The following is a 17,096-nucleotide window of genomic DNA, read 5'->3' as shown; positions in this document are numbered from 1 at the left end:
TACGCTGATCGTCCCGATCGCAATGGAAGAGAAGCTCCGCTTCGCTATCCGTGAAGGTGGCCGTACCGTCGGTGCAGGCATCGTCGCTTCGATCATCGAGTAATGAATTCGACTGGCGGTAACGCCGCCAGTCTGGCATCCTAGATGCCGCATAGGGGTATAGCTCAGTTGGTAGAGCGACGGTCTCCAAAACCGTAGGTCGCGGGTTCGAACCCTGCTGCCCCTGCCATTTTCAAACGGGCGCTCATGGCTTGACTATGGGCGCTCGTTTTCTATATTCTATATGGATGGGCTTTTGCTCATTCATCCGATATGCGCCCGTAATTCAACGATGCGAGATCGGAGATGATAACTTTCCGCCGGAATTTGTTGGCCGGGCGGGGAGGGGCGCTACCGTAGAAAATTGTACTGATGCCGGTGGGCAGGTGTATGATTGCATTGTCGGTTAAGCGAATTAGCAAGGATCGGTTATCTCCGATAAGCCTGTTTGGTATTCTTTTAACCAATGGGCTTGTTTTTTTTGAGAATCGATTCTATGTAACGTCAACAGACACGCGGTGCGTGGGGCTGAATCTTCAGCTTTGCGTACCGTATACGCGTGGGTTCCCGTTTTTGATTCGCTTTTGGGTCAGGGATGGTGGTTCACCAAGCAAATAGAGTGGCAGATGGCATCCAAGACGAATCCGATCACCTTTTTCCAGCAGGTTCGCGCCGAAACGGCGAAGGTAACCTGGCCTACAAGGCGTGAAACGATCATCTCCACGATTATGGTGGTGGTCATGGCGTTTCTGGCTGCTGCGTTCTTTTTTCTTGCCGATCAGCTTATGGCCTATGGCGTAGAATTTATACTTGGCCTTGGCCGCTAAGCAGGATTGGGGAGTTACGAGATGACAGCGCGCTGGTACATCGTTCACGCCTATTCCAACTTCGAAAAGAAGGTGGCCGAGGATATTGAAACTAAAGCTGCTCAGAAGGGCCTTTCCAGCCTGATCGAGCAGATTGTTGTGCCTACCGAGAAGGTGGTTGAGGTTCGCCGCGGTCGTAAGGTCGATGCTGAGCGCAAGTTCTTCCCGGGTTATGTGCTCGTGCGCGCCACGCTGACTGACGCTGTGTTTTCTTTGATTAAGAATACGCCGCGTGTGACTGGATTCCTTGGTGATTCAAAACCCGTTCCAGTTTCTCAGAAGGAAGTCGATCAGATTCTGAATCAGGTTCAGGATGGTGTTGATCGGCCAAAATCATCGATCACCTTTGAGATCGGTGAAAACGTCCGCGTTTCCGATGGTCCGTTTGCATCGTTCAACGGTATCGTTCAGGAAGTCGACGATGAGCGTGCCCGTCTCAAGGTTGAAGTTTCCATCTTCGGGCGTGCTACGCCTGTGGATCTTGAATACAGTCAGGTCGATAAGCTCTGATTGTTCGCCCGTAAGGGCATCCACTGTCAAAAGTGGAAACGGTGGAAGGATAGGCGGCTTAGCCGGTCGCTGATTTCGCACCACCAAACTGCCAGTCAGTTTGTCTGACGTCAGTCGAGAGCCGGGTTTCCGGCATTAATCGAGAACGCCGGTTTCCGGTATTTTTATGAAGGCAGAATGCAATGGCTAAGAAAATTGCAGGCCAGCTGAAGCTCCAGGTAGCAGCAGGTGCGGCCAATCCATCGCCTCCGATTGGCCCAGCACTGGGTCAGCGCGGCATCAACATCATGGAATTCTGTAAGGCATTTAACGCTGCCACACAGGAACTGGAAAAAGGTTCGCCGATTCCAGTCGTGATCACATACTATCAGGATAAGTCTTTCACTTTTGTGATGAAGACTCCTCCAGTAACCTACTTCCTTAAGAAGGCTGCTAACCTCAAGTCGGGTTCCAAGGCGCCTGGCAAGGAAAAGGCAGGCACAATTGCGCGTGATAAAGTTCGCGAAATTGCTCTTGTTAAGATGAAGGATCTGAACGCATCTGACGTGGAAGCGGCAATGCGTATGATCGAAGGTTCTGCCCGTTCGATGGGCCTGGAAGTGGTGAGCTAAGACCATGGCAAAGATTTCCAAGCGTGTAGCTAAGATCCGCGAAGGCGTTGACGTCAACAAGCTCTACGACCTGTCCGATGCAATCGGTCTGGTTAAGGAACGTGCAGTTGCCAAGTTCGACGAAACCATCGAAATCGCAATGAACCTAGGCGTTGATCCGCGTCACGCCGACCAGATGGTTCGTGGCGTTGTCAACCTTCCTAACGGCACAGGCCGTACCGTTCGCGTTGCTGTTTTCGCACGCGGCGACAAGGCTGAAGAAGCTAAGAAGGCTGGCGCCGACATCGTTGGTGCAGAAGAGCTTTTCGAAATCGTCAATGGCGGCAAGATCGATTTCGATCGCTGCATTGCCACTCCTGACATGATGCCACTCGTTGGTCGTCTCGGTAAGGTACTCGGCCCACGTGGTCTGATGCCAAACCCTAAGGTTGGCACCGTGACTGTTGACGTTGCAGCTGCAGTTACTGCCTCCAAGGGTGGCGCTGTTGAGTTTCGCGTTGAAAAGGCTGGTATCATCCATGCTGGCATCGGCAAGGTTTCCTTCGATAGCCAGAAGCTCGAAGAAAACATCAAGGCCTTTGCTGATGCGGTCATCAAGGCAAAGCCTTCGGCTGCCAAGGGTGAATACGTCAAGCGCGTATCGATTTCCTCGACCATGGGCGTAGGCGTCAAGGTCGATCCGGCAACCGTTAAGGTCGTCGCTTAAGTTATTAAGGCTCCGGTTCGCCGGAGCCTATGCCTTCCTTTGAAGGGGAGGCCATGGTGGCACACCAGTACTGCGAGAGTGGTCGAAAGTGCAAGAATTCCGGATCGCAAGATCCGGATAGCCGGACGAAAGTCCGGTTATCCTGTCCGAGATTACAGGCGGACCGTCACCTCCGGGTGATAGTCCTTAAACATGCGGCCTGCATGAGACGTGGAATAACCCTGTTTCGCACGAATGTGCATGCAAGGTTTGAACCGTAGTTGCCTTTGAGTGATGCCTGCTTGTCGGGATAGCTGAAGGGGACAGGATCCTCGAACGTCGGGCTGACTGTGAAGTTCGTCCGGCAAAGGCAACCCGGCAGGACCATGTGGTCCTGTCTACTGGAGAGAGACAGTGGATAGAGCGGAAAAACGCGAATTTGTCTCGTGGCTGAACGGAGCTTTTAAAGATTCCGGTTCGGTCGTCGTGGCCCACTATACCGGTCTCACTGTTGCGCAGATGAGCGACCTTCGCTCAAAGATGCGTGACGCTGGTGGTACCGTTAAAGTCGCGAAAAACCGCCTTGCCAAGATCGCTCTTCAGGGCACGGAATCGGAAGGTATCTCTGATCTGTTCACAGGTCAGACGGTTGTTGCTTATGCAAACGACCCAATTACCGCTCCGAAAGTAGCCGTCGAATTCGCCAAGGCTAACGACAAGCTCGTTATCCTCGGTGGTGCAATGGGCGCAACGACACTTAACGCCGAAGGCGTGAAGTCGCTTGCTTCGCTCCCATCGCTCGACGAACTGCGCGCAAAGCTGGTTGGAATGATCCAGACCCCGGCTCAGCGTCTCGCAGTACTTACCAGCGCACCAGCGGGCCAGATCGCCCGCGTTATTGGCGCGCACGCCCGGAAGAACGAGGCGGCGTAAGGCCGTTTTTCGCTGTCAATTGTTCAAACCTTGAAACTAAGGAAATACCAAAATGGCTGATCTCGCAAAGATCGTTGAAGACCTGTCGGCTCTGACCGTTCTCGAAGCTGCAGAGCTTTCGAAGCTTCTCGAAGAAAAGTGGGGCGTTTCGGCTGCTGCTCCTGTAGCAGTTGCTGCTGCTGGTGGCGCTGCTCCAGCTGCTGCTGCTGAAGAAAAGACCGAATTTGATGTTGTCCTCGCTGACGGCGGCGCAAACAAGATCAACGTGATCAAGGAAGTTCGCGCAATCACCGGTCTCGGCCTCAAGGAAGCTAAGGACCTCGTTGAAGCAGCTCCTAAGGCTGTCAAGGAAGGCGCTTCCAAGGACGAAGCTGAGAAGATCAAGGCACAGCTCGAAGCAGCTGGCGCTAAGGTCGAACTCAAGTAAGTTCGAGTATTCCGGCGGACGGTTTCCGTCCGCCGGTTTCATTCTGGGTCTTGCATCCGGAGTAAATGCATGAAAAGAAACGAAAAGCGCGGAATTAGGTTCTCTTCATGCAGATTATAATCAGAACGATTGTTAAGAGACTGTTCTGATCATTTTAAACCCTTTTCCTGATGGCCCTGAACGGGCCTTCAGGAAACGGGTTTTAGCCCGTTAGAAGGACCGCCGAAAGGCGGCGCACGATAAAGGCCGCAAGGCGTGAGCAAGCCGTAAGGCTATAGAACGAGGAGCGACGATGGCTCAGACCCATTCTTTCAATGGTCGCAAGCGCGTACGCAAATTTTTCGGCAAGATCCCCGAGGTCGCGGAAATGCCAAACCTCATTGAGGTTCAAAAGGCATCATACGACCAGTTCCTCATGGTTGAGGAACCAGCTGGCGGGCGTTCTGAAGAGGGTTTGCAGGCGGTTTTCAAGTCTGTTTTCCCAATTCAGGATTTCTCCGGCGCTTCAATGCTGGAATTCGTTCGCTACGAATTCGATGCACCGAAGTTCGACGTTGACGAATGCCGTCAGCGCGATTTGACGTATTCGGCACCTCTCAAGGTGACGTTGCGTCTTATCGTATTCGATATTGATGAAGATACCGGCGCGAAGTCTATCAAGGACATCAAGGAGCAGGATGTTTACATGGGCGATATGCCGCTCATGACGGACAACGGCACCTTCATCGTCAATGGTACCGAACGTGTTATCGTTTCGCAGATGCACCGCTCGCCGGGCGTATTCTTCGATCACGACAAGGGCAAGACGCATTCCTCGGGCAAGCTTCTGTTTGCTGCTCGCGTCATTCCTTACCGCGGCTCTTGGCTTGACATCGAATTCGATGCCAAGGACGTGGTCTATGCGCGTATCGATCGTCGCCGCAAGCTTCCAGCAACGACGCTTCTCATGGCGCTCGGCATGGACGGCGAAGAAATTTTGTCGACGTTCTACAACACCGTTACGTATTCGCGTGATGGCGACAACTGGCGCATTCCGTACTCGGTAGAACGCTTCAAGGGCATGAAGATCATTTCTGATCTTATCGATGCCGACACTGGTGAAGTCGTTCTCGAAGCTGGCAAGAAGCTGACCGCTCGCTCCGCGAAGCAGCTTGCTGAGAAGGGCCTGAAGTTCATCAAGGCAACTGAAGACGATCTCTTTGGTTCGTACCTTGCTGAAGATACCGTCAATTACGCAACGGGTGAGATTTATCTCGAAGCCGGTGACGAAATTGATGAGAAGGTTCTCAAGACGCTTCTCGACACAGGTGTTGATGAGATCAACGTCCTTGATATTGATCATATCAATATCGGTGCGTATATCCGCAACACGCTGGCTGTCGACAAGAACGAAAGCCGTCAGGAAGCACTGTTCGACATCTACCGCGTGATGCGTCCGGGTGAGCCGCCGACAATGGATTCGGCTGAAGCCATGTTCCATTCGCTGTTCTTCGATTCGGAACGCTATGACCTGTCCGCTGTTGGTCGCGTGAAGATGAACATGCGTCTCGACCTCGATGCAGAAGACACTGTCCGTGTTCTGCGCAAGGAAGACATCCTTGCTGTGGTCAAGATGCTGGTTGAGCTGCGCGATGGCCGTGGTGAAATCGACGATATCGACAATCTCGGTAACCGTCGTGTCCGTTCGGTCGGCGAGCTGATGGAAAATCAGTATCGCGTCGGTCTTCTGCGCATGGAACGTGCGATCAAGGAACGTATGTCCTCGATCGAAATCGACACGGTCATGCCACAGGATCTGATCAACGCGAAGCCTGCTGCTGCGGCTGTACGTGAATTCTTCGGCTCCTCGCAGCTGTCGCAGTTCATGGATCAGACCAATCCGCTTTCGGAAATCACTCATAAGCGCCGTCTTTCGGCTCTTGGACCTGGTGGTTTGACCCGTGAGCGCGCTGGCTTCGAAGTCCGCGACGTGCATCCAACGCATTATGGCCGTATCTGCCCGATTGAAACGCCGGAAGGCCCGAATATCGGTCTGATCAACTCGCTTGCAACTTTTGCCCGCGTCAACAAGTACGGCTTCATCGAAAGCCCGTATCGTAAGGTTGTCGACGGCAAGGTAACGAACGACGTTGTCTATCTGTCGGCGATGGAAGAAGCCAAGCACTCGGTTGCTCAGGCAAACGTAGAACTGGACGAGCAGGGTGGCTTTATTGACGAATTCGTCATCTGCCGTCACGCTGGCGAAGTGATGATGGCTCCGCGTGAAAACGTGGATCTGATGGACGTTTCGCCAAAGCAGCTCGTTTCGGTTGCAGCAGCGCTTATTCCGTTCCTTGAAAACGACGATGCGAACCGCGCTCTCATGGGCTCGAACATGCAGCGTCAGGCTGTTCCGCTTGTTCGTGCAGAGGCACCGTTCGTCGGAACTGGTATGGAAGCAGTTGTTGCGCGTGACTCTGGTGCTGCTATCGCCGCTCGTCGCGGTGGTATCGTCGATCAGGTTGACGCAACGCGTATCGTTATCCGCGCTACCGAAGACCTCGATCCGTCGAAGTCTGGCGTTGATATCTATCGTCTGCAGAAGTTCCAGCGTTCGAACCAGTCGACCTGTATCAATCAGCGTCCGCTTGTACGCGTTGGTGATCCTATCGGTAAGGGCGACATCATTGCTGATGGTCCATCGACGGATCTCGGCGATCTGGCTCTTGGCCGTAACGTGCTCGTCGCGTTCATGCCTTGGAACGGCTACAACTACGAAGATTCGATCCTTCTTTCCGAGAAGATCGTTTCGGAGGACGTCTTCACCTCGATCCATATCGAGGAATTCGAAGTTGCTGCTCGTGACACGAAGCTTGGACCTGAGGAAATCACCCGAGACATTCCGAATGTTTCGGAAGAAGCCCTGAAGAACCTCGACGAAGCTGGTATCGTTTACATCGGTGCTGAAGTGCATCCTGGCGACATTCTTGTCGGTAAGATCACACCGAAGGGCGAAAGCCCAATGACGCCAGAAGAAAAACTTCTGCGCGCCATCTTTGGTGAAAAGGCATCTGACGTTCGCGACACCTCCATGCGTATGCCTCCGGGAACATACGGTACCGTTGTTGAAGTTCGCGTTTTCAATCGCCACGGCGTTGAAAAAGACGAACGTGCAATGGCGATCGAACGCGAAGAGATCGAACGTCTTGCGAAGGACCGTGACGACGAACAGGCTATCCTGGATCGTAACGTTTATGGCCGTCTCGCTGACATGATTGATGGTAAGGTTGCTGCTGCAGGCCCTAAGGGCTTCAAGAAGGGCACGACCATTACGCGCGAAATCATGACCGAGTATCCGCGTTCGCAATGGTGGCAGTTCGCTGTTGAAGACGAAAAGCATCAGGGTGAACTGGAAGCTCTGCGTGGCCAGTACGATGAATCCAAGAAGCTGCTCGAAGCTCGCTTCATGGATAAGGTCGAGAAGGTTCAGCGCGGCGACGAGATGCCTCCAGGCGTCATGAAGATGGTCAAGGTCTTTGTCGCTGTGAAGCGCAAGATTCAGCCGGGTGACAAGATGGCTGGCCGTCACGGCAACAAGGGTGTGGTTTCCCGCATTCTCCCTGTCGAAGACATGCCATTCCTCGAAGACGGTACGCATGCCGATATCGTTCTTAACCCGCTTGGCGTGCCGAGCCGTATGAATGTGGGCCAGATTCTGGAAACACATCTTGGCTGGGCTTGCGCAGGCATGGGTAAGAAGATCGGTGAGCTGATCGACGTTTATCGCAAGACGGCCAATATCGAGCCGCTGCGCGAAACGCTGGAGCACATCTACCCAGACAACGACCGCAACGAACCGGTCCGGTCTTATGATGACGATTCCGTCCTCATGCTGGCCAATCAGGTGAAGCGCGGCGTGTCGATTGCAACGCCGGTCTTCGACGGTGCTGTTGAAGCAGACATCAATGCGATGTTGGCGGATGCAGGTCTGGCGACCTCGGGTCAGTCGACACTGTATGATGGCCGTACGGGTGAGCCGTTCGACCGTCAGGTGACCATGGGCTACATCTATATGTTGAAGCTCCATCACCTGGTCGACGACAAGATCCACGCTCGTTCGATCGGACCTTACTCGCTCGTCACCCAGCAGCCGCTTGGTGGTAAGGCGCAGTTCGGTGGTCAGCGCTTCGGCGAAATGGAGGTCTGGGCTCTGGAAGCATATGGTGCGGCTTACACGCTGCAGGAAATGCTTACGGTCAAGTCGGACGACGTTGCAGGCCGTACCAAGGTCTACGAAGCGATTGTTCGTGGCGACGATACGTTCGAAGCTGGCATTCCAGAAAGCTTCAACGTTCTTGTCAAGGAAATGCGTTCGCTCGGTCTCAATGTTGAGCTGGACGATACACGCGACGAGCAGCAGCCGGCACTTCCGGACGCGGCGGAATAAAAAACATCAAGGCGCGCCATGGTATTGCCGTGGCGCGCCCGTAAAGTATTTCCAGCAAAAGGCTGAAGACGCTTCGTGCACGGAAATACTGAACGGAATGTGCAGTTCCAGACTGCTTAATACCGCGAATTCTTTTCAAGATGGCAGGGACTTTCAGCTTGTCATCGACGACACACAGGGCGGCGGATCGCCCTCAAGGAGAACGGCATGAACCAAGAGGTCATGAATCTTTTCAATCCTCAGGCTCCGGCACAGACGTTCGATTCCATCAGAATCTCGATTGCCAGCCCTGAGAAGATTCTGTCCTGGTCATACGGCGAGATCAAGAAGCCGGAGACGATCAACTATCGTACGTTCAAGCCTGAACGCGATGGTCTCTTCTGCGCGCGTATCTTTGGCCCGATCAAGGATTATGAATGCTTGTGCGGCAAGTACAAGCGTATGAAATACAAAGGCATTATCTGCGAAAAGTGCGGCGTTGAAGTTACGCTGTCGCGCGTTCGCCGTGAGCGTATGGGCCATATCGAACTGGCCGCACCGGTTGCACATATCTGGTTCCTGAAGTCGCTGCCAAGCCGCATCGGCACGCTGCTGGACATGACGCTCAAGGATATTGAGCGCGTCCTGTACTTCGAAAACTACATTGTTACCGAACCAGGCCTGACTTCGCTGAAGGAGCATCAGCTTCTTTCGGAAGAAGAATACATGATCGCCGTCGATGAATTCGGCGAAGATCAGTTCACAGCACTTATCGGCGCGGAAGCTATTTTCGAGCTTCTGGCTTCGATGGAACTTGAAAAGATCGCAGCTGATCTGCGCGTTGATCTGGCCGAAACGACTTCAGAACTGAAGACGAAGAAGCTGATGAAGCGCCTCAAGATCGTTGAGAACTTCCTTGAGTCGGGAAACCGTCCTGAGTGGATGATCATGAAGATCGTTCCGGTGATCCCACCGGATCTGCGTCCTCTGGTTCCACTGGACGGCGGTCGTTTTGCGACATCCGATCTGAACGATCTGTATCGTCGTGTGATCAACCGTAACAACCGTCTGAAGCGCCTGATCGAACTGCGCGCACCGGGCATTATTATCCGTAACGAAAAGCGCATGCTGCAGGAAGCTGTTGACGCGCTGTTCGATAACGGTCGTCGTGGCCGCGTCATCACGGGTGCTAACAAGCGTCCGCTGAAGTCGCTCTCCGACATGCTCAAGGGCAAGCAGGGTCGTTTCCGTCAGAACCTTCTCGGTAAGCGCGTCGACTATTCGGGTCGTTCGGTTATCGTGACTGGTCCTGAACTGAAGCTGCACCAGTGCGGTCTGCCTAAGAAGATGGCGCTCGAACTCTTCAAGCCATTCATCTACGCACGTCTTGATGCCAAGGGTTATTCCTCGACTGTCAAGCAGGCGAAGAAGCTGGTTGAAAAAGAACGTCCGGAAGTCTGGGATATTCTTGATGAAGTCATCCGTGAGCATCCGGTTCTTCTGAACCGCGCGCCTACGCTGCACCGTCTTGGTATTCAGGCATTCGAACCCACGCTGATCGAAGGCAAGGCCATCCAGCTGCATCCGCTCGTTTGTACAGCGTTCAATGCTGACTTCGACGGTGACCAGATGGCTGTTCACGTTCCGCTGTCGCTCGAAGCCCAGCTTGAAGCACGCGTGCTGATGATGTCGACCAACAACATCCTGCATCCGGCCAACGGCGCACCGATCATCGTTCCTTCGCAGGACATGGTTCTCGGCCTCTATTATCTGTCGATCGTGGCAGACAAGGAGCCAGGCGAAGGCATGATGTTTGCCGATATGGGCGAGCTTCAGCATGCGCTTGAGAACAAGGTTGTCACGCTGCACACCAAGATCAAAGGCCGTTTCAAGACGGTTGACGCGGAAGGCAATGTCGTTTCCAAGGTTTACGACACCACGCCTGGCCGCTTGATCACTGGCGAGCTTCTGCCGAAGCATGTCAATGTGCCGTTCGACATCTGTAATCAGGAGATGACCAAGAAGAACATCTCCAAGATGATCGACCACGTCTACCGCCATTGCGGTCAGAAAGAGACGGTTATCTTCTGCGATCGCATCATGCAGCTTGGCTTTGCTCATGCATGTCGCGCCGGTATTTCGTTCGGTAAGGATGACATGGTCATTCCGGACTCGAAGGCGAAGATCGTTGCAGAAACCGAAGCTCTGACGACCGAATACGAACAGCAGTACAATGACGGCCTGATCACTCAGGGCGAAAAGTACAACAAGGTCGTTGATGCCTGGGGTAAGGCGACTGACAAGATCACCGAAGAAATGATGGCCCGCATTAAGGCTGTTGAATTCGATCCGGTGACCGGACGTCAGAAGCAGATGAACTCGGTCTACATGATGTCGCATTCGGGTGCCCGTGGTTCGGTCAACCAGATGCGTCAGCTTGGCGGTATGCGTGGCCTCATGGCCAAGCCGTCGGGTGAAATCATCGAAACCCCGATCATCTCGAACTTCAAGGAAGGCCTGACCGTTAACGAGTACTTCAACTCGACACACGGTGCCCGTAAGGGTCTTGCCGATACTGCTTTGAAGACCGCTAACTCGGGTTACCTGACCCGTCGTCTCGTTGACGTTGCACAGGATGCGATCATTTCGGAAGTCGATTGCGGCGCTGAAATCGGTCTCACCATGCAGCCGATCGTCGATGCCGGTCAGATCGTTGCTCCAATCGGACAGCGTGTTCTGGGCCGTACCGCACTTGATCCAATCATCAATCCAGCAACTGGCGATGTTATCGTCGAAGCTGGCCGCATGATCGAGGAAAAGGACGTCGAAGTTATCGAGAAGGCTGGCATCCAGTCGATCCGTATTCGTTCGGCTCTGACCTGTGAAACCCGTAACGGCGTTTGCGCCAAGTGCTATGGTCGTGACCTTGCACGCGGTACTCCGGTCAATCAGGGCGAAGCGGTTGGCGTTATCGCTGCACAGTCGATCGGCGAGCCTGGTACTCAGCTGACCATGCGTACCTTCCACTTGGGTGGTACCGCTCAGGTTGTTGACTCGTCGTACCTCGAAGCGTCGTATGAAGGCACCGTCAAGCTGCGCAACCGCAATGTGGTTCGCAACTCCGATGGTAACCTCGTGGTGATGGGCCGTAACATGGCGGTTCTGATCGTCGATGCGACCGGCAAGGAACGTGCTGTTCACCGTGTAACCTATGGTTCGCGTCTGTTCGTTGACGAAGGCGATGTCGTCAAGCGCGGTCAACGTATTGCCGAGTGGGATCCATACACCCGTCCAATCCTTACGGAAGTGGAAGGCTACGTCGAGTTCGAAGATCTCGTCGATGGTCTTTCGGTTTCGGAAACGGCGGACGAGTCGACGGGTATCACGAAGCGCGTTGTCATCGATTGGCGTTCGACCCCTCGTGGTGCGGATCTCAAGCCTGCTATGGTCATCAAGGACAAGAGCGGCAAGATCGCAAAACTGTCGAAGGGTGGCGAAGCTCGCTTCCTGCTTTCGGTGGAAACGATCCTCTCGTTCGAGCCTGGTGCACATGTGAACGCCGGTGACGTTATTGCTCGTTTGCCGATGGAAAGCGCGAAGACCAAGGATATTACCGGTGGTCTGCCACGCGTTGCGGAACTGTTCGAAGCTCGTCGTCCGAAGGACCACGCCGTCATCGCAGAGATCGATGGTACTGTCCGTTTTGGTCGCGATTACAAGAACAAGCGACGCATCATCATTGAGCCAAACGACGATACGATCGAACCAGTTGAGTATCTGATTCCTAAGGGTAAGCCGTTCCATCTTCAGGACGGTGACGTTATCGAAAAGGGTGAATACATCCTCGACGGTAATCCAGCGCCGCACGACATTCTGGCCATTAAGGGCGTGGAAGCTCTCGCTTCTTACCTCGTCAATGAAATCCAGGAAGTCTATCGTCTTCAGGGCGTTCTGATCAACGACAAGCACATCGAAGTGATTGTTCGTCAGATGCTGCAGAAGATTGAGATCACGGAATCCGGTGATACCGGTTACATTCCGGGCGATCACGTTGACCGCATCGAACTCGATGAAGTCAATGATCGTCTGATCGAAGAAGGCAAGAAGCCAGGCTCAGGTAATCCGGTTCTGCTTGGTATTACCAAGGCTTCGTTGCAGACTCCTTCGTTCATCTCGGCTGCGTCGTTCCAGGAAACCACGCGTGTGCTTACCGAAGCGGCTGTTGCCGGCAAGATGGACATGCTGCAGGGTCTCAAGGAAAACGTCATCGTCGGCCGTCTCATCCCGGCCGGTACTGGCGGCATGACCAACCAGATCCGTCGTATCGCGACGGCTCGCGACGAACTGATCATCGACGAGCGCCGCAAGTCGACCGGTTCCGCAGCAGCCAATGCGATGCTGACAGACATGACCAACAACGCAGCCGAATAAGGCAGCGTTCAAGACAAAGAAAAGGCCGCCTTTTGAGGCGGCCTTTTTGTTTGTGGTTTTTGTGTGCGAATAGAAAAAAGGCGGTTGGAAACCGCCTTTTGTCATTGTGCAGAACCTTGAACTCAATCCCGGATTAGGCCTGAATTAAGCTGCATGGATTTCAGCGAGACTTATTCTTCGTCGTCGCCTTCAAATTCGATCAGCGCAACTTCGCCGGTGAGGGCGGTGTGCCATGCACTCTTGTGAGGTTCTTCTTCTGGTTCTTCGGTGATAGTGCCCATCTCGACGAGCTCGGCTTCGTGGTAGCCTTCTTCCGCCAGGATCGCGAGGACCGTCTGAACGAGGTCTTCATCTTCATCGGATTTCAGGAGAATGTGTACTTCTATAGATTCCTCTTCGCCTTCATTCCAGACGTCGGCAATGACCAGATGAACGATTGGCGAATCGTTGTCTGCGATCGGGGTAGTGGATGACATTGAGAATCCCTTAATATTCTGTTGTGTTTCGACTCGGATGTGCTTCAATAGCCGCTGTTCGGGTCTGGCGCTATGCTGGCACACGAAAATGACAGTTTTGTCTGCGAAATAATCGCGATATGACGCGCCATGAGGCGCAATAACCTGTCTGGCGGGTACCAAAACGCGGCTTTGCGGCCTTTTGGTGAAGAAACTTAACGTCCTGCCCTTGACGAAACGGCTCCAAAGACGTATCAGCAGCCCATCTGAGCCGATGTGAGGCTGGCTGTTTCGGAGCGACGCGCTCTGAAGTTCGCCTCAAACAGGGTTCGTTTTACGATCGAAATGCAACTTGCCGTTCGCATGAAGCCTATGCTTCCTCTGCTTTTGTTCGGGGTGGCCACATGAAGTGTGGCTGGTCCCGAATTTGTGCATGAGCACTCCGGTGAAACGGCCCTCATTGGGCGCCGATACGAGATTTTTTATAGAGGAAGGTTCAATGCCTACCGTAAACCAGTTGATCCGCAAGCCGCGCACTGCGCCGGTAAAGCGTAATAAGGTTCCTGCTCTGCAGGCAAACCCACAGAAGCGCGGCGTTTGCACCCGCGTTTATACGACAACCCCTAAGAAGCCGAACTCGGCTCTCCGTAAGGTTGCCAAGATTCGTTTGACCAATGGCTTTGAAGTCATCGGTTACATCCCAGGTGAAGGTCACAACCTTCAGGAGCACTCCGTGGTTATGATCCGCGGCGGCCGCGTCAAGGATTTGCCGGGTGTGCGTTATCACATCATCCGCGGCGTTCTCGATACCCAGGGTGTTAAGAACCGCAAGCAGCGTCGTTCGAAGTACGGTGCGAAGCGTCCTAAGTAAGAATTTTCCGGGGATACCGGCCGCCAGAATGGCGAGTTGAGCCCGATGTAATTGAAAGTTGAGACGAAATGTCCAGACGCCATAAAGCTGAGAAGCGTGAGATTAATCCGGATCCAAAGTTCGGCGATCTCGTAATCACGAAGTTCATGAATGCAGTTATGCTTCATGGCAAGAAGTCGGTTGCTGAAAGCATCGTTTACGGTGCGCTTGAAGCAATCGAAGCCAAGGCGAAGTCAGAGCCGGTCGCGCTGTTCCATCAGGCGCTCGACAATGTCGCTCCGCACGTTGAAGTCCGTTCGCGCCGCGTTGGTGGTGCAACCTACCAGGTTCCGGTCGATGTGCGTTCAGAACGCCGCCAGGCGCTTGCCATTCGTTGGCTGATCAATGCAGCTCGTGGTCGTAATGAAACCACGATGATTGATCGTCTTTCCGGTGAATTGCTTGATGCTGCAAACAACCGTGGTTCTGCTGTGAAGAAGCGTGAAGACACGCACCGCATGGCTGAAGCCAACCGCGCATTCTCGCATTACCGCTGGTAATCGTCGAACCCTATTCAAAGAGCAAAAACATGGCCCGCGAATATAAAATCGAAGACTACCGCAATTTCGGTATTATGGCTCACATCGACGCCGGTAAGACGACGATGACCGAGCGTATCCTGTTCTATACCGGTAAGAACCACAAGATCGGTGAAACCCATGATGGCGCGTCCACCATGGACTGGATGGAGCAGGAACAGGAACGCGGTATCACCATCACGTCCGCTGCTACGACCACGTTCTGGCAGGGTCAGGATGGCAAGAAGCGTCGCTTCAACATCATCGACACCCCGGGCCACGTTGACTTCACCATCGAAGTCGAGCGTTCGCTCCGCGTTCTCGACGGCGCAATCGCTCTTCTCGATGCGAATGCTGGTGTAGAGCCACAGACTGAAACCGTTTGGCGTCAGGCTGAGAAGTACCACGTTCCACGTATGGTCTTCGTCAACAAGATGGACAAGATCGGTGCCGACTTCTACCGTTGCGTAGAAATGGTTGGCTCGCGTCTTGGTGCAATCGCTCTTCCAGTTCAGCTGCCAATCGGTGCTGAAAACGAGTTCGAAGGCGTTATCGACCTTATCGAAATGAAGGCCCTGACCTGGGACGGCACAATCGGCGCAGCTGCGACCGAAGGTGAAATTCCAGCAGACCTGAAGGATAAGGCTGAAGAATACCGCGAAAAGCTCATTGAGCTGGCAGTGGAAATCGATGAAGCTGCAATGGAAGCTTACCTTGAAGGCAACATGCCTTCGAACGAACAGCTCCGTGCACTGATCCGTAAGGGCACCATCGACGTTAAGTTCCATCCTATTCTTTGCGGTACTGCGTTCAAGAACCGTGGCGTTCAGCCGCTTCTCGACGCTGTTGTGGAATTCCTTCCGGCTCCAACCGATGTTCCTGCAATTAAGGGCATCGACGTTAAGACCGAAACCGAAACCACCCGTGAATCTTCGGATGAAGCACCGCTTTCGATGCTCGCATTCAAGATCATGAACGATCCGTTCGTTGGCTCGCTGACTTTTGCTCGTATTTACTCGGGCAAGCTGACCAAGGGCGTTTCGCTCGAGAACACTGTTAAGGGCAAGCGTGAGCGTATCGGCCGTATGCTGCAGATGCACTCCAACAGCCGTGAAGACATCGAAGAAGCCTTCGCAGGCGACATCGTTGCTCTGGCTGGCCTCAAGGAAACCACCACTGGCGATACGCTCTGCGATCCGCTGAAGCCGGTTATCCTTGAACGCATGGAATTCCCGGATCCGGTTATCGAAATCGCGATCGAACCAAAGACCAAAGCTGACCAGGAAAAGATGGGCATCGCCCTCAATCGTCTGGCTGCTGAAGATCCGTCGTTCCGCGTTAAGTCCGATGAAGAATCCGGTCAGACCATCATTGCTGGCATGGGCGAACTTCATCTCGACATTCTCGTCGACCGCATGAAGCGTGAATTCAAGGTGGAAGCAAACGTCGGTGCGCCGCAGGTTGCTTACCGTGAATCGATCACCCGTCAGGCTGAAATCGATTACACCCACAAGAAGCAGTCGGGTGGTTCGGGTCAGTTCGCTCGCGTCAAGATCATTTTCGAACCGCATGACGGCGATGACTTCATCTTCGAATCCAAGATCGTTGGTGGTGCTGTTCCTAAGGAATACATCCCAGGCGTTCAGAAGGGTATCGAAAGCGTCATGGGTGCGGGTCCGCTTGCTGGCTTCCCGATGCTTGGCGTGAAGGCAACCCTGATCGACGGCGCATACCACGACGTTGACTCCTCGGTTCTCGCTTTCGAAATCGCGTCCCGTGCAGCATTCCGTGAAGGCGCTCAGAAGGCTGGTGCACAGCTTCTCGAGCCAATCATGAAGGTTGAGGTGGTAACACCTGAAGATTACGTCGGTGACGTTATCGGTGACCTGAATTCGCGTCGTGGTCAGATTTCTGGCACCGAAGCACGCGGTATCGCTACGGTCGTCAACGCAAACGTTCCACTGGCCAACATGTTTGGTTACGTGAACAACCTGCGTTCGATGTCTCAGGGCCGCGCCCAGTACACGATGCAGTTTGACCATTATGAGCCGGTCCCAACTGCAGTCGCACAGGAAATCCAGAAGAAGTTCGCGTAACCTCCGGGTTACGCCAAACATTAAAAAGCCTGAGCAGGCTGTAATTTTAGGAGAGCTCAGATGGCAAAGAGCAAGTTTGAACGTAATAAGCCCCACGTAAACATCGGCACGATTGGTCACGTTGACCATGGCAAGACCTCGCTGACAGCAGCGATCACCAAGTTCTTCGGTGAATTCAAGGCATACGACCAGATCGATGCAGCACCAGAA

General features: G+C 53.7%; 14 protein-coding genes and 1 tRNA gene. 14 read left to right on the top strand and 1 reads right to left on the bottom strand.

The window, feature by feature from the left end; genetic code table 11:
• The 10 genes from CEV33_RS07160 to rpoC form a co-directional block, all read left to right on the top strand.
• Positions 1-103, top strand: a 103-nt coding sequence (locus CEV33_RS07160) for an EF-Tu C-terminal domain-related protein (RefSeq protein ID WP_094539759.1), incomplete at its 5' end; no start/stop codon positions are given.
• A 50-nt stretch (positions 104-153) separates the two neighbouring features.
• Positions 154-229, top strand: a tRNA-Trp gene (locus CEV33_RS07155).
• A 436-nt stretch (positions 230-665) separates the two neighbouring features.
• On the top strand, positions 666-866 hold the full coding sequence (gene secE, locus CEV33_RS07150; protein ID WP_024898620.1) for a preprotein translocase subunit SecE: 201 nt from the start codon (positions 666-668) through the stop codon (positions 864-866).
• Between the two features lie 21 nt (positions 867-887).
• Positions 888-1,415 carry a transcription termination/antitermination protein NusG gene (gene nusG / locus CEV33_RS07145; RefSeq protein WP_094539771.1) on the top strand — a complete coding sequence of 176 codons (528 nt, stop codon included), beginning with the start codon at positions 888-890 and terminating at the stop codon, positions 1,413-1,415.
• Between the two features lie 182 nt (positions 1,416-1,597).
• A complete protein-coding gene (gene rplK / locus CEV33_RS07140) occupies positions 1,598-2,026 on the top strand; it encodes a 50S ribosomal protein L11 (RefSeq protein WP_007875441.1) in 429 nt (142 codons plus the stop codon).
• A gap of 4 nt (positions 2,027-2,030) precedes the next feature.
• The gene (rplA, locus tag CEV33_RS07135) at positions 2,031-2,732 is read left to right on the top strand and encodes a 50S ribosomal protein L1 (protein ID WP_024898618.1); all 702 of its coding nucleotides are present in this window, start codon (positions 2,031-2,033) and stop codon (positions 2,730-2,732) included.
• A 393-nt stretch (positions 2,733-3,125) separates the two neighbouring features.
• Complete coding sequence (gene rplJ / locus CEV33_RS07130) at positions 3,126-3,644, top strand: 50S ribosomal protein L10 (protein WP_094539770.1); 519 nt, start codon at positions 3,126-3,128, stop codon at positions 3,642-3,644.
• 52 nt (positions 3,645-3,696) lie between these two features.
• Positions 3,697-4,071 (top strand): 50S ribosomal protein L7/L12, encoded by a 375-nt coding sequence (rplL, locus tag CEV33_RS07125; RefSeq protein ID WP_094539769.1) that lies wholly within the window; start codon positions 3,697-3,699, stop codon positions 4,069-4,071.
• Between the two features lie 292 nt (positions 4,072-4,363).
• The gene (gene rpoB, locus CEV33_RS07120; RefSeq protein ID WP_094539768.1) at positions 4,364-8,497 is read left to right on the top strand and encodes a DNA-directed RNA polymerase subunit beta; all 4,134 of its coding nucleotides are present in this window, start codon (positions 4,364-4,366) and stop codon (positions 8,495-8,497) included.
• Positions 8,498-8,704: 207 nt separating this feature from the next.
• Positions 8,705-12,907 carry a DNA-directed RNA polymerase subunit beta' gene (gene rpoC / locus CEV33_RS07115; protein WP_094539767.1) on the top strand — a complete coding sequence of 1,401 codons (4,203 nt, stop codon included), beginning with the start codon at positions 8,705-8,707 and terminating at the stop codon, positions 12,905-12,907.
• 170 nt (positions 12,908-13,077) lie between these two features.
• Here the strand turns inward: rpoC and CEV33_RS07110 are convergent, their stop codons facing one another.
• Positions 13,078-13,383: a hypothetical protein gene (locus CEV33_RS07110; RefSeq protein WP_094539766.1), complete on the bottom strand. Its 306-nt coding sequence runs from the start codon at positions 13,381-13,383 to the stop codon at positions 13,078-13,080.
• A gap of 478 nt (positions 13,384-13,861) precedes the next feature.
• Here CEV33_RS07110 and rpsL point away from each other — a divergent pair, with 478 nt between their 5' ends.
• From rpsL to CEV33_RS07090, 4 genes are all read left to right on the top strand, one after another.
• Positions 13,862-14,233 (top strand): 30S ribosomal protein S12, encoded by a 372-nt coding sequence (rpsL, locus tag CEV33_RS07105; RefSeq protein ID WP_006168377.1) that lies wholly within the window; start codon positions 13,862-13,864, stop codon positions 14,231-14,233.
• Between the two features lie 68 nt (positions 14,234-14,301).
• Complete coding sequence (gene rpsG, locus CEV33_RS07100; protein WP_094539765.1) at positions 14,302-14,772, top strand: 30S ribosomal protein S7; 471 nt, start codon at positions 14,302-14,304, stop codon at positions 14,770-14,772.
• A 29-nt stretch (positions 14,773-14,801) separates the two neighbouring features.
• The gene (fusA, locus tag CEV33_RS07095; RefSeq protein ID WP_094539764.1) at positions 14,802-16,886 is read left to right on the top strand and encodes an elongation factor G; all 2,085 of its coding nucleotides are present in this window, start codon (positions 14,802-14,804) and stop codon (positions 16,884-16,886) included.
• A gap of 60 nt (positions 16,887-16,946) precedes the next feature.
• Positions 16,947-17,096, top strand: a 150-nt coding sequence (locus CEV33_RS07090) for a GTP-binding protein (protein ID WP_235818376.1), incomplete at its 3' end; no start/stop codon positions are given.

The sequence above is a fragment of the Brucella grignonensis genome, assembly GCF_002252505.1.
Taxonomy (GTDB): Bacteria; Pseudomonadota; Alphaproteobacteria; order Rhizobiales; family Rhizobiaceae; genus Brucella; species Brucella grignonensis.
Note: the sequence above shows the minus strand (reverse complement) of the source record. Positions and strands in the feature narration are given on the sequence as shown.

Excerpts from the sequence above, each read along its gene's own strand:
- secE (WP_024898620.1), top strand. The coding sequence starts at position 666 with ATGGCATCCAAGACGAATCCGATCACCTTTTTCCAGCAGGTTCGCGCC.
- nusG (WP_094539771.1), top strand. The coding sequence starts at position 888 with ATGACAGCGCGCTGGTACATCGTTCACGCCTATTCCAACTTCGAAAAG.
- rplK (WP_007875441.1), top strand. The coding sequence starts at position 1,598 with ATGGCTAAGAAAATTGCAGGCCAGCTGAAGCTCCAGGTAGCAGCAGGT.
- rplA (WP_024898618.1), top strand. The coding sequence starts at position 2,031 with ATGGCAAAGATTTCCAAGCGTGTAGCTAAGATCCGCGAAGGCGTTGAC.
- rplL (WP_094539769.1), top strand. The coding sequence starts at position 3,697 with ATGGCTGATCTCGCAAAGATCGTTGAAGACCTGTCGGCTCTGACCGTT.
- rpoB (WP_094539768.1), top strand. The coding sequence starts at position 4,364 with ATGGCTCAGACCCATTCTTTCAATGGTCGCAAGCGCGTACGCAAATTT.
- rpoC (WP_094539767.1), top strand. The coding sequence starts at position 8,705 with ATGAACCAAGAGGTCATGAATCTTTTCAATCCTCAGGCTCCGGCACAG.
- CEV33_RS07110 (WP_094539766.1), bottom strand. The coding sequence starts at position 13,383 with ATGTCATCCACTACCCCGATCGCAGACAACGATTCGCCAATCGTTCAT.
- rpsL (WP_006168377.1), top strand. The coding sequence starts at position 13,862 with ATGCCTACCGTAAACCAGTTGATCCGCAAGCCGCGCACTGCGCCGGTA.
- rpsG (WP_094539765.1), top strand. The coding sequence starts at position 14,302 with ATGTCCAGACGCCATAAAGCTGAGAAGCGTGAGATTAATCCGGATCCA.
- fusA (WP_094539764.1), top strand. The coding sequence starts at position 14,802 with ATGGCCCGCGAATATAAAATCGAAGACTACCGCAATTTCGGTATTATG.